Here is a 12005-nt window from a genome sequence, read left to right on the forward strand (position 1 = left end):
CAAGACATTGCAGTATACGCCGGGGCGGCGCGGGCGAGGACAGATTGTCGCGGCACCGGCCCTGAGAGTATGCTTGCGGCCAGATCCGCACATTCCGCAAGCGACGATGCAACTGACCCGCTTTACCGACCTGGGCCTCAGAGTCCTGATGTATCTGACCCAACGGGACCCCATGGTGCCCGTGACCATCCCCGGGATCGCCGAACGTTTCGGTATCTCGCGCAATCATCTTGTCAAGGTGGTGCATGCCATGGGCCAACAGGGCTGGCTGGTGACCACCCGTGGCAAAGGCGGCGGCATCGCGCTCGCCCGCCCCGCGGCCGAGTACCGCATCGGCGAGGTGATCCGCTCGCTGGAGGCGACCGGTTCGCTGATCGACTGCGCCACCCCGCCCTGTCTGCTTATGCCCGGCTGCCGGCTGAAGAGCGCGCTGGACGAGGGGCTCGAGGCATTCTACCGCAGCCTGAACGGCTACACGCTCGCCGATCTCGTCGCGGAGCGCACCGGCGAGGCGATCATCCGTCTGCACCGGGGGCGGCCGGCGGATGCGCCCTGATTTCCCGGGGCATGCCCTGATTTTCACCGGCCGCCGGGGGTGGCTCGCCGGGCCAGCTCAATTCGAACCGGGTTCCGCCGCCGGCCGGACTGCACCGCGCCTGTCCGCCGTGCGCGTGCGCGATGGCCGCCACCACGGCGAGCCCCAGGCCGCTGCCGCCTCCCTGGCGCACTCCGCCGGCTCGCCGGAACGCCTCGAAAACGTACGGCGCGAAGTCATCCGGAATGCCCGGCCCATCGTCCTCGACACACAAACGGCACATCCCGTCCTGCACGCGCGCCCGGACCCGGACTGAACCGGGCACGGCATGGCGGCGCGCGTTGTCCAGCAAAGCCAGCAGGGCCTGGCGAATGCGCACCGGATCGCAATTCGCGGACTGTCCGTCCAGATCCAGCTCCGGACGCAGTTCGGCGGCGCCAAGCGCTTCGTCGAACAGTTCGACTACCGACCGCACTTCGGCGGACAGGTCGGCGTCACGCCGTTGCAGGTCCAGGTGGCCGCTTTCCGCCAGACTCACGACGCGCAGATCCTCGATAAGGCGGGTCAGTCCCTCCACTTGGGCCAGCAGGCTGCGAAACTGGGCCTCGTCAGGAGGAAACACCCCTTCCGCCAGCCCTTGCAACCGTCCGCGCAGCACGGTGACGGGTGTGCGAAGCTCGTGGGCGATCGCGGCATTCCAGAACGCCTGTTCGCTGGACATGCGCTGCAACTGCCCGGCCAGGGCATTGAAATCATCGGCCAGCGCGGCGGCCTCGCGCATCGAGCGGTCTCCCGCCACGGCCCGCGCGGCCAGATCCCCCTTGGCGACCAGACGGATGCCCTCCGCCACGGAGTTGAGCGGCACCAGGATGCGGCGGGCCAGATGGACAGCCACACCGACCGACAGCGCCACCCCCGTCGCCGTGATCAGCACGAGCCAGACCCATTCCGGAGCCGTCGGAATCCAGGTCGGAGGGCTGGAGGGAGTGTCCCAGTACGGGAAGAGCAAATAGTAAAACGCGCTGGCCGTCACCACGATCAATAGCGTTACGACGAATACCATCGCCGCCATGGTCAGCGCGATCTGGCGGCTGATGCCTTCCAGTCTCACGAGGCGCCCCACAGCTTGTAGCCCACGCCGCGCACGCCGACCGGCGTGCCGGTGACGCCGGCCTCCTCGAGTTTCTTGCGCAGTTTGCTGACATGGCTGTCCACGGTCCGCTCCAGCGTATCGCCCTCGGGAAGGCAGGCGGTCATCAGTTCGGCGCGGCTGAACACGCGCCGCGGGGCGCGGGCCAGTTGGGCGAGCAGCCTGAACTCGGTCAGCGTCAGGGCCAGCACATGGCGCTGACCGCCGGTTCGCACCGAGGCCTCATGGTTGTCCAGATCGATCTCGAACGGCGGGGCGCGCAGCACGCGCGGGTCCCTCGGGCCGATCCCGGCCATCGACCTGCGCAGCACGGCCTGTGTCCGCGCCACGACTTCGGCGGGATTGAACGGCTTGACCACATAGTCGTCGGCACCCATCCGCAGCCCCATCAGTTTGTCGATGTCCTGATCCAGCGCCGTGAGCATGATGACGGGAGTGTCGCCCCGGTGCCGGATTTCGGCGAGGGCTTTCCAGCCGTCGACATGCGGCATCTGCACGTCCAGCAGCACAAGGTCGGGCTTGAGCGACAGGTGCAATTCCAGCGCCTTTTTGCCATCGGAGGCGCGCGCGGTGCGCAGGCCGCCGCGGGCCAGGTAGGCGGCAAGAATGTCGGCGATCTCGGGTTCGTCTTCGGCGATGAGAACCAGCGCCTGGTGGCTCTGGGTCGTCTCATCGAGGCGGGATGCATCAGTCATGGCACCTGTCTCACATCCATGCGGAGTCTCCATCAAACCTCCATGCTACCACACGAAAAACCCCATCCGGCGCACGCATACTGCCTCGCGTGTGTTGACGGGCAGACGTCTGCCCGCGCCTTATGGAGTCCAGAATGAAGAACGAACGACATCGCCGCTATGGCAGTGCGTGCGCCCTGGCGCTAGCGATATTGGCCGGTTGCGGACAACCGCCATCGCCGGGCACCCCGCAGGCGATTCCGGTCGCCGCCATGACCGTGGCCCCCGCCCCGCTCACATTGACCGAAGACTTGCCCGGCCGGGTGGCCGCGGTGCGCATCGCGGAAATCCGCCCGCAAGTCGCCGGCATCGTGATGCGCCGGCTTTTCGAGCAAGGCACCGAAGTGAAAGCCGGCCAGCCGCTGTTCCAGATCAATCCGGCCCCCTTCAGGGCCGAGGTGGACACGGCCAGCGCCGCCTTGCGGCGGGCCGAGGCCGCGCTCTCCCGCGCCCGCGTGCAGACCGCCCGCCTGCAGTCGCTGGTCGACTCCGATGCGGTCAGCCGCCAGGTGTTCGATGACGCCGTCTCCTCGCGCGACCAGGCCGCCGCCGATGTGGCGCAGGCGCGCGCCGCGCTCGCGCGGCGCAAGCTGGATCTGAAATTCGCCACCGTGGAGGCGCCGATCGCGGGCCGGATCGACCAGGCGCTCGTCACAGAGGGTGCGCTGGTCGGCGGCAACGACGGCAATCCGATGGCGCGCATCCAGCAGATCGACCAGGTTTATGTCGACGTGCGCCAACCGGCGGCGGCGCTCGACGCCGTGCGCAAGACCCTCGCCGAGCGACCTGAAACCTCCGGCGACGGCTTGCCGGTGGCGATCCTGCGCGACAGCGACGAACCGTACGACGTGAAAGGCCGCATCCTGTTCTCGGGCGTCAATGTCGACGCCGGCACCGGCGACGTGCTGCTGCGCGTACTGGTGGACAATCCGCGGCGGCAATTGCTGCCGGGCATGTTCGTGCGCGCCCGTGTTCCGCGCGCCGAATACGCCAGCGCGCTGACGGTGCCGCAACAGGCGGTCGTGCGCAACGGCGACAAAACGCAGATCTGGACGATCGACGCGGGCAACCGCGCTCACCTGAGCATGGTGGAGCTTGGCGAACTGGCCAATCGCCGGTACCGCATCCGCGCGGGCCTGAAAGCGGGCCAGAAAATCGTCGTCGAAGGCATGGAACGTCTCGTCGACGGCGCCCTGGTCGCCCCCTCCGCCACACAGCCATCCGCCCCGGCGGCGTTGGCGCGGTAACAGCAAGGAGTGTCCAGTCATGGCTCAGTTTTTCATCCGCCGCCCGATTTTTGCATGGGTCATCGCGTTATTCATTATTCTGGCGGGCGCCATCGCCATCCCCCAACTGCCGGTGGCGCGCTATCCGCCGGTCGCGCCGCCGAGCGTCACCATCACCGCGACCTACCCCGGCGCCACCCCGCGAACCCTGAGCGACGGCGTGCTCAGCCTCATCGAGCGCGAGCTCTCCGGGGTCAGGAACCTGCTCTATTTCGAGTCCTCGGCCGATACCTCCGGCGTGGCGCAGATCACGGTCACCTTCAAGCCCGGCACCGATCCGGAGATGGCGCAGGTCGATGTACAAAACAAGCTCAAAACGGTCGAGCCCCGGCTGCCCGCGGTCGTGCGCCAGAACGGCGTGATCGTCGAATCCGCGTCCTCGGGCTTTCTGATGCTCGTCAGCCTCAAATCCGACAACGGCCATGTCAGTGAAGGGGCCCTCAGCGACTACATGGCACGCCGTGTCATCGACGAGCTGCGCCGTATCGAAGGGGTGGGCCGCGTGCAGTTGTTCGGCGCGGAACAGGCAATGCGCGTCTGGGTCGATCCGGCCAGATTGATCACCTACGGTTTGTCGATGAGCGATCTGACGACCGCCATCGCGCAGCAAAACGTCCAGATCGCGCCAGGCGGTGTCGGCGCCTCGCCGACCCTGCGGGGGCAGCGCGTCACGGTTCCGCTCACCGTGCAGGGGCAGTTGTCCACGCCGGAGGAATTCGCCGCCATCGTGCTGCGCGCCAACGCCAATGGCTCCAAGGTGGTGCTGGGGGACGTGGCGCGCGTCGAGCTGGGTTCGCAATACTACAACTTCGCCAACAGGGAAACGGGCAAGCCCTCCACCGTGGCCGGCGTGCAGCTCGCACCGGGCGCCAATGCGGTCAAAACGGCCGAAGCCGTTCACGCGCGTCTTGGCGAACTGAAAAAGGCGATGCCCGCCGGCATAAGCTGCTCGGTGCCGTTCGACACCGCGCCCTTCGTCAAGATCTCGATCGAGAAGGTCGTCCACACGCTGATCGAGGCGATGGCGCTGGTATTCCTGGTGATGTACCTGTTCTTGCAGAACGCGCGCTACACCCTGATTCCGGCCATCGTCGCCCCGGTCGCCATGCTCGGCACCTTCGCGGTGATGCTGGCCACCGGCTTCTCGATCAATTCGCTGACCATGTTCGGCATGGTGCTGGCGATCGGCATCATCGTCGACGATGCGATCGTCGTCGTGGAAAACGTCGAGCGCCTGATGACCGAAGAAGGACTGTCGCCGAAGGACGCGACCGCCAGGGCGATGAAGGAAATCACCGGTGCGATCATCGGCATCACGCTGGTGCTGACCGCCGTGTTCATTCCGATGGCGCTGTCCAGCGGCTCGGTCGGCGTGATCTATCGCCAATTCACCTTGTCGATGGCGGTGTCCATTCTGTTCTCGGCGCTCTTGGCGCTCACCCTGACCCCCGCGCTGTGCGCGACCCTGCTCAAGCCGGTCGGCCAGGGACATCATGAAAAACGCGGTTTCTTCGGCTGGTTCAACCGCCGTTTCGAGCGCCTGACGCAAGGCTATGTGACACGTGTCGGCATGCTGCTTGGCAGAACGGGAAGAACGATGCTGCTGTTCGCCGCCATGTCCGGCGCACTGGTCATCGGTTTCGCGACCCTGCCCTCGGCTTTTCTGCCCGAAGAGGATCAGGGCTACTTCATGACGGGATTTCTGCTGCCGGCCGACGCCACGGTCGAACGTACCGGGGATGTGGTGGCGAAGCTCGAACGGCATCTTGCGTCCCGGCCGGGAATCCAGTCCAGCCTTTCCATTATCGGCTACGGTTTTTCCGGATCGGGCACCAATGCGGCGCTGAATTTCGCGGTGCTCAAGGACTGGAAAGATCGCAAGGGCGCGACCGCCCTGGACGAAGCGCGGCGCTCCCAGGACGCCATGGCCGGCGTGACCGAAGGCACGGTGATGAGTCTGCTGCCCCCGGCGATCGACGAATTGGGCACCAGCTCGGGTTTCGCCATGCGCCTGCAGGATCGGGGCAACCGGGGTTACGACGCGCTCAAGGCCGCGGAGACCAAGTTACTGGCCCTCGCGGCGCAAAGCCGGATCGTGTCCGGCGTCTACCCTGACGGCCTGCCGCCCGGCACCAGCATCCGCCTGGACATCGACCGGCAGAAGGCCGAGGCGCTCGGCGTGCCGTTCACCGCCATCAACGACACCTTGTCCGCGGCAACGGGCTCGACTTACATCAACGACTTTCCCAGCGCGGGACGGATGCAGCAAGTGATCCTTCAGGCCGACGCCCCGGCGCGAATGCAAATAGACAACGTCCTGAAACTTTATGTGCGCAATGTCAACGGCGGCATGGTGCCGCTCTCCGAGGTGGTCAGGCCGGTCTGGACCGATACGCCGCTGCAGTTGATCCGTTATCAGGGTTACCCCGCCGCGCGCATTTCGGGCACGGCCGCTCCCGGTTACTCCAGCGGCGCCGCCATGGCCGAGATGGAGCGCCTGGCCAGGCAACTGCCCCCGGGATACGCCATCGAGTGGACCGGCCAGTCGCTGCAGGAGCGCCAGTCCGCCGCCCAGGCGCCGATGCTGATGGCGCTGTCGATGATCGTGGTGTTCCTGGTGCTCGCCGCGCTCTACGAGAGCTGGGCCATCCCGCTGTCGGTGATGCTGGTGGTGCCATTGGGGCTGATCGGCGCGATCGGCGCGGTCATGCTGCGCGGTATGCCCAACGATGTGTTCTTCAAGGTCGGAATGATCACGGTGATCGGCTTGTCGGCCAAAAACGCGATTCTCATTATCGAATTCGCCAAACAATTGCGCGAAGAAGGCAAGGGACTCGTGGAAGCGGCCGTGGAGGCGTCCCGGCTGCGTCTGCGGCCGATCCTGATGACCTCGCTGGCCTTCGGCCTGGGCGTGGTGCCGCTGATGATCGCGACGGGCGCCAGCGCCGAGACGCAGAACGCCATCGGCACCGGGGTATTCGGCGGCATGGTGACCGCCACGGTGCTGGCGGTCTTCTTCGTTCCCGTTTTCTTTGTATTCGTGATGAGCCTGCAAGAGCGCCTCGGACAATGGCCGGGCCTGCGCCGGCGCGATGTTCCGCCAAACCGCGGACAAGAGGGTTGAATCATGCGCGTTATCGTTATCCCCCTGACCCTGGCCTTGACGGCCTGCTCGCTCAATCCGGCGCTGGTCAAGCCCGCGCTGCCCGTGCCGGCGTCCTACCCCGCCGGCGAGACGGTCGGCGAGGCGCGCGCGGCCACTCCCGGCTGGCGCGCGATGTTCGGCGACCCGCGCCTGCAGCGCCTGATCGAGCTGGCGCTGGCCAATAACCGCGATCTGAGGCTCGCCGCGCTCGCCGCGCAGGAAACCCAGGCGCAGTACGGCATCCAGCGCGCCGCGCAACTGCCGGGCATCGACGCCACCGCCTCCGCCACGCGCCAGCGCTCGCCCGCCGGCGAGGCGACCCCTCCGTCGACGCAAAAACAGTACGGCGTCAACGTCGGATTGAGCGCCTTCGAGATCGATTTGTTCGGCCGCATGCGCTCACTGTCCGAGAGCGCCTTCGCCCGCTACCTGGCCAGCGAACAGGGCCGCCGCTCCGTGCGGATCGCGCTGGTCGGCGCCGTGGCGGATGCCTATTTCGCCGAGCGCCTGGCCGAAGAGCAGCGGCAGTTGGCGGAACACACGCTGGCCGACTGGCGGCAATCGCTCGGATTGGCGCTGCGCCTCAAAGAAGGCCATCAGAACAGCGGCCTGGATGTGGCCCAGGCCGAAGGCCAGGTCGCCAGCGCCGAAGCGGATCTGGAAGCGCGCACCCGGGCCGTGGCGCAAGCCCGCAATGCGCTGCGGTTTCTGGTGGGGACGGAACTGCCCGCGAACCTGCCCGCCCCGCTGCCGCTGGAGCGGCAGCCGGTGGCGACGCATCTGCCCGCGGGCCTGCCTTCCGATCTGCTGCTGCGCCGGCCGGACATTCTGCAGGCCGAGCAGCAGCTGGTGGCGGCCAACGCCGATATCGGCGCGGCGCGCGCGGCGTTCTTCCCCCAACTGTCGCTCACCGCCTCGCTGGGCACCCTCAGCCCGGTGATGCGCGGATTGTTCGACAGCGACCACCGAGCCTGGAGCTTCTCACCGCAGATCACCCTGCCGCTGTTCCACGGGGGCCGCCTGCGGGCCGAATTGCGCCTCGCGGAATTGCGCAAGTCGACCGCCGTCGCCGGATACGAACGCGCGATCCAGACGGCGTTCCGGGAGGTGGCGGACGGACTGGCCGGCCGCGAAACGTTCGGCCGGCAGATCGCCGCGCAAATCCGGGTGGTCGTCAACGCCGAGCGCCGCACCCGCCTGTCCGGTCTGCGCTACCACGCCGGCCTCGACGGAAGGCTGGAGCTGCTGGATTCCCAGCGCCAGTTGTACGCCGCCCGGCAAACGCTGCTCGACCTGCGGCGCGGCGAGTTCGGCAATGCGGTGGCGCTTTACAAGGCGCTGGGAGGCGGACTGGACGACAACACCGCTGTCGGGGAGGGATAAGCGACAACGACGAAAAGGGGCGGGAACCGCCGGTCCTTCTCTTTGGCGTTAGAACCCCTCCGGGCCGCTCCGGCGGGGTTCGGCCATTTCCATCCAGGCGTCCCAGGGCGGAGGATCGCCGATCCGTCCGATCAGAAAATCCACGAAGGTCCGCACTTTCGCCGACAGGTGGCGGCGCGAGGGATAGACCGCGTACAGCGCCAGCGGCGGCGTCGGCTCGCCGCGCAACAGCGGCATGAGCCGACCCGCCGCCAGGTCGTCCCCCAACAGAAAACTCGGCTCGCAGATAATGCCTTCCCCCGCCAGCGCCGCGGCCCGCAACAGGTCGCCGTTGTTGCTTTTGAGCGGACCGTCCACGCTCACCCGCGCCTCGTCGCCGAATGTCCAGATGCCGGGTTCGGCGGCATGGGTGTAGACAAGACAGCGGTGACGGGCCAGATCCTCGGGGCGGGCCGGCTCGCCCTCGCGGGCAAGGTAGGCGGGCGAGGCGCAGGGCACCACATGAATCGCGGCGATGCGCCGGGCAACAAGCGTCGGCGGCAGGCGCATCGCGATGCGCAGGGCCACGTCGAAGCCTTCTTCCACGAGATCCACCTGCCGGTCCGACATGTCGACGTCAAGCGTCACCTCCGGGTAGGCGGCGAGATACGCCGGCAACAGGGCGGTCAGGTGCTTGAGGCCGAACGACACCGGCGCGCTCAGGCGCAGCACCCCGCGCGGCCGCAGCGTATCGGTCCGGACCGAGGCATCCGCCTCTTCGACATCCGCGAGAATTTGCGCGCAACGGGCATGGTAGCCGCGCCCCGCGTCGGTCAGATGCAACCGGCGCGTGGTCCGCTGCAACAGACGCGCGCCAAGCTGGGCCTCCAGATCGGCAAGCTGCCGGGATACCGCGGTGGTCGACATGCCGAGCCGTTCGGCGGCCCGCACGAAACTGCCCGACTCCACCACCCGGACAAACACTTCCATCGCCGATAACTTGTCCATTCCCGCCTCAATTAACCCGAAAATCGGGACAAATAATTTCAATTACGCCAATTTATCCCAAAACCGGACAACAGCATACTGTTTCCAACACGACGCACCGCGTCACGTTCAGAACACAACGCAAAGGACAACCATCATGATCGACACTCGCACTGCACCGTACGCCGCTTTCGTTCTCCGTCTCGCCCTGGGGACGATGTTCCTCGCTCACGGGTTGACCAAGGTACTGGTCTTCACCCTGCCCGGCACCGCGCAGTTCTTCGAATCGGTCGGCTTCCCGGGTTTTCTGGCCTACCCGGTGGCCTTCGCCGAAGTCGGCGGCGGCGCCCTGCTGCTTCTGGGCATCGCGCCGCGCCTCGTGGCCGCTTTGCTGCTGCCGGTGCTGATCGGCGCGAGCACGGTCCACTTCGCCAACGGCTGGTCGTTCGCCAACCCGAACGGCGGCTGGGAATACCCGGTATTCCTGGTGATCGCCGCCCTGGTTCAGGCTCTCGTCGGCGACGGCGCGCTGACGCTCAAGTCCACGGCCTCGCTGTTCGGTAACCGCCGCTGATCATTCATCGCCCCTGACCTCGAGGAGACTGCCATGACATCCCGTCTGCCCACCCTGTTCCTTTCCCACGGATCGCCGATGCTCGCCATCGAAGCGGGGCCGGCAGTCGGGGCCTGGCGCGAGCTGGCGCGCGACATGCCAAGGCCGCGCGCAATCCTTGCCGTGTCGGCCCACTGGGGAACCCTCAAACCGGCCCTCACCGGCAGCGATGCTCCGGCCACGATCCACGACTTCGGCGGGTTTCCCGAGCCGCTTTACCAGATCGATTACCCGGCGCCCGGCGATGCTGCGCTGGCGGGGCGGGCGGCGGCGATGCTCGGCGACGCCGGTTTCGACACGGCGGTCAACCCGACGCGGGGACTCGATCACGGCGCCTGGGTGCCGCTGCGCGCGATGTACCCGGACGCCGATATCCCGGTGGTGCAGTTGGCCCTGCAGCCCCGGGAGGACGCGCGGCACCACTTCCGGCTCGGGGAAACGCTCGCGGCGCTGCGCGATGAGGGTGTGCTGATTCTGGCGTCCGGCAGCCTGACTCACAATTTGTGGGATCTGGTCTGGGGCGCCGACGAAAACGACCCGCGCGTCCCCGACTACGTCCGCGCGTTCCAGGACTGGATGGGCGGCGCCGTGCTGGCCGGCGACGCCGAAACGGCGTTCGGCTGGGAGGCCGCGCCGGGAGGACGGCGCGCCCACCCGACCAGCGAACACCTGTTGCCGCTGTTTGTCGCCTGGGGCGCGGCCGGCGGTGGCGCCAGCCGGGTGCATGCGGGCATCTCGGAAGGCGCGCTGGCGATGGACGTGTACCGTTTCGACTAAAGCGTGATCACCTTGGCGGCGGCGGTCTGGGCTTCGACGATCTGCATCATGTTGCCGATCCGGCCCACCGCCACCCGCTCCATCAGTCCGTAATGCTCAAGGCAGGTGCGGCAGGCGATCAGCGCCACGCCTTCGGCCGCGATGGACGACAGCACGCGCAGAACCGGCGAATCGTCCGCCACCATTTTCACGCCGGCGGTGTAGAACACCACGGCGGTCGGCAGTTCACCCAGCTCCAGCAGCGTCTGAAAATAGCTGCCCAGCACTTTATGGCGCAAGGCCTCGTCGCCCTGCCCCAGCCCGTCGTTCCCCACCACGATCACGCAATCGTTCAGTGTCTTGCTCATTGTTCATTCTCCGTCGCTTCGTTCATTCGACAACGATCTTCGCCGCGCCATCCTCAAGCCGTCCGATCACGCAGGCGTCGGCGAAGCCGTTCTGCCGGAACAGGGCCAGCACGGCGTCGGCTCCGTCCGGCGCCACGGCGGCCAGAAGCCCGCCGCTGGTCTGCGCGTCGGCCATCAGGCGCCGCTGCCAGTCCGCGACGCCTTCACCGAACTCCACATCGGCGCCGAAGCTCGCCAGATTGCGCTCGATGGCCCCCGGTCCGATGCCCTGTTCGGCGAACGGCCGCGCAGCCGGCAGCACCGGCAGACGCGCGGCGCCGACGCGGGCCGTCAGGCCCGATCCGCGGCACATTTCCATCAGGTGGCCGAGCAGACCGAAGCCGGTCACATCGGTCAGCGCATGCACCCCATCGAGCAAGCCCAGCTCCGCGCCGACCCGGTTCAGCCGCGTGGTGGCGCCGATCATCTGGCGATAGCCCTCGCCGTCCAGCAAGCCCTTTTTGAGCGCCGTGCCGAGAATGCCCACGCCGAGCCCCTTGCCCAGCACCAGGACATCGCCGGCGCGCGCCGTGCTGTTGCGCAGGATACGGTCAGGATGGGCGAGTCCCAGCGCCACCAGTCCGTAGATGGGTTCCGGCGAATCGATCGAATGGCCGCCGGCCACCGGGATGCCGGCATCGCGGCAAACGCTCGCCCCGCCTTCCAGAATCCGGCGGATGGTCCCGACGGGCAGCGCATTGACCGGCATGCCGACGATCGCCAGCGCGAGAATCGGGGTGCCGCCCATGGCATAAATGTCCGACAGGGCGTTGGTCGCGGCGATGCGGCCGAAATCGAAAGGATCGTCGACGATCGGCATGAAGAAATCCGTTGTCGCGATCAGCGCCTGCTGATCATTGAGCCGGTAGACCGCGGCATCGTCGGAGGTTTCCGCGCCCACGAGCAGCGGGGCGAAACCGCTGGCGGCGGGCAGGTCCCGGAGCATGTCGGCAAGCAGCGACGGCGCGATTTTGCACCCGCAGCCGCCGCCGTGCGACAATTGGGTCAACCTGATGTTTTCCATGGTGAG

At 67.3% G+C, this 12005-nt stretch carries 11 protein-coding genes; 6 read left to right on the plus strand and 5 right to left on the minus strand.

What is annotated here, in order from left to right; translation table 11 throughout:
- Nucleotides 1–106 precede the first annotated feature (106 nt).
- Complete coding sequence (locus JNO50_RS12860) at nt 107–556, plus strand: Rrf2 family transcriptional regulator (protein ID WP_189536652.1); 450 nt, start codon at nt 107–109, stop codon at nt 554–556.
- Here the strand turns inward: JNO50_RS12860 and JNO50_RS12865 are convergent.
- Nucleotides 516–1646, minus strand: coding sequence for an ATP-binding protein (locus JNO50_RS12865; RefSeq protein WP_189536650.1), 1131 nt, complete (start codon nt 1644–1646; stop codon nt 516–518). The two genes, JNO50_RS12860 and JNO50_RS12865, sit on opposite strands and share 41 nt — an antisense overlap.
- A complete protein-coding gene (locus JNO50_RS12870) occupies nt 1643–2380 on the minus strand; it encodes a response regulator (protein ID WP_189536649.1) in 738 nt (245 codons plus the stop codon). The genes JNO50_RS12865 and JNO50_RS12870 overlap by 4 nt, the downstream gene beginning before the upstream one ends.
- Nucleotides 2381–2514: 134 nt before the next feature.
- On the opposite strand from JNO50_RS12870, the gene JNO50_RS12875 reads away from it, so the two are divergent.
- From JNO50_RS12875 to JNO50_RS12885, 3 genes are read left to right on the plus strand one after another with little or no spacing between them, the layout of a single operon-like run.
- Nucleotides 2515–3666 carry an efflux RND transporter periplasmic adaptor subunit gene (locus tag JNO50_RS12875; protein ID WP_189536647.1) on the plus strand — a complete coding sequence of 384 codons (1152 nt, stop codon included), beginning with the start codon at nt 2515–2517 and terminating at the stop codon, nt 3664–3666.
- Between the two features lie 19 nt (nt 3667–3685).
- Complete coding sequence (locus tag JNO50_RS12880; protein WP_189536645.1) at nt 3686–6829, plus strand: efflux RND transporter permease subunit; 3144 nt, start codon at nt 3686–3688, stop codon at nt 6827–6829.
- Between the two features lie 3 nt (nt 6830–6832).
- Complete coding sequence (locus JNO50_RS12885; RefSeq protein WP_189536643.1) at nt 6833–8233, plus strand: efflux transporter outer membrane subunit; 1401 nt, start codon at nt 6833–6835, stop codon at nt 8231–8233.
- 48 nt (nt 8234–8281) lie between these two features.
- Here the strand turns inward: JNO50_RS12885 and JNO50_RS12890 are convergent, their stop codons facing one another.
- Entirely contained in the window at nt 8282–9220 is a 939-nt protein-coding gene (locus JNO50_RS12890) for a LysR family transcriptional regulator (RefSeq protein WP_189536640.1), read from the minus strand.
- A gap of 136 nt (nt 9221–9356) precedes the next feature.
- On the opposite strand from JNO50_RS12890, the gene JNO50_RS12895 reads away from it, so the two are divergent.
- Nucleotides 9357–9773 carry a DoxX family protein gene (locus JNO50_RS12895; protein ID WP_189536638.1) on the plus strand — a complete coding sequence of 139 codons (417 nt, stop codon included), beginning with the start codon at nt 9357–9359 and terminating at the stop codon, nt 9771–9773.
- A gap of 33 nt (nt 9774–9806) precedes the next feature.
- Entirely contained in the window at nt 9807–10589 is a 783-nt protein-coding gene (locus tag JNO50_RS12900; RefSeq protein WP_189536636.1) for a DODA-type extradiol aromatic ring-opening family dioxygenase, read from the plus strand.
- Here the strand turns inward: JNO50_RS12900 and yedF are convergent.
- Together yedF and selD are read right to left on the minus strand one after the other, a co-directional pair.
- On the minus strand, nt 10586–10936 hold the full coding sequence (gene yedF, locus JNO50_RS12905; protein ID WP_189536634.1) for a sulfurtransferase-like selenium metabolism protein YedF: 351 nt from the start codon (nt 10934–10936) through the stop codon (nt 10586–10588). The two genes, JNO50_RS12900 and yedF, sit on opposite strands and share 4 nt — an antisense overlap.
- Before the next feature lie 22 nt (nt 10937–10958).
- The gene (gene selD, locus JNO50_RS12910; RefSeq protein ID WP_189536631.1) at nt 10959–11999 is read right to left on the minus strand and encodes a selenide, water dikinase SelD; all 1041 of its coding nucleotides are present in this window, start codon (nt 11997–11999) and stop codon (nt 10959–10961) included.
- Nucleotides 12000–12005 lie beyond the last annotated feature (6 nt).

The sequence above is a fragment of the Paludibacterium paludis genome, assembly GCF_018802605.1.
In the GTDB taxonomy this organism is placed as follows: Bacteria; Pseudomonadota; Gammaproteobacteria; order Burkholderiales; family Chromobacteriaceae; genus Paludibacterium; species Paludibacterium paludis.

Coding starts and splice junctions, on each gene's coding strand:
- JNO50_RS12860 (WP_189536652.1), top strand. CDS start 107: ATGCAACTGACCCGCTTTACCGACCTGGGCCTCAGAGTCCTGATGTAT.
- JNO50_RS12870 (WP_189536649.1), bottom strand. CDS start 2,380: ATGACTGATGCATCCCGCCTCGATGAGACGACCCAGAGCCACCAGGCG.
- JNO50_RS12875 (WP_189536647.1), top strand. CDS start 2,515: ATGAAGAACGAACGACATCGCCGCTATGGCAGTGCGTGCGCCCTGGCG.
- JNO50_RS12880 (WP_189536645.1), top strand. CDS start 3,686: ATGGCTCAGTTTTTCATCCGCCGCCCGATTTTTGCATGGGTCATCGCG.
- JNO50_RS12885 (WP_189536643.1), top strand. CDS start 6,833: ATGCGCGTTATCGTTATCCCCCTGACCCTGGCCTTGACGGCCTGCTCG.
- JNO50_RS12890 (WP_189536640.1), bottom strand. CDS start 9,220: ATGGACAAGTTATCGGCGATGGAAGTGTTTGTCCGGGTGGTGGAGTCG.
- JNO50_RS12895 (WP_189536638.1), top strand. CDS start 9,357: ATGATCGACACTCGCACTGCACCGTACGCCGCTTTCGTTCTCCGTCTC.
- JNO50_RS12900 (WP_189536636.1), top strand. CDS start 9,807: ATGACATCCCGTCTGCCCACCCTGTTCCTTTCCCACGGATCGCCGATG.
- yedF (WP_189536634.1), bottom strand. CDS start 10,936: ATGAGCAAGACACTGAACGATTGCGTGATCGTGGTGGGGAACGACGGG.
- selD (WP_189536631.1), bottom strand. CDS start 11,999: ATGGAAAACATCAGGTTGACCCAATTGTCGCACGGCGGCGGCTGCGGG.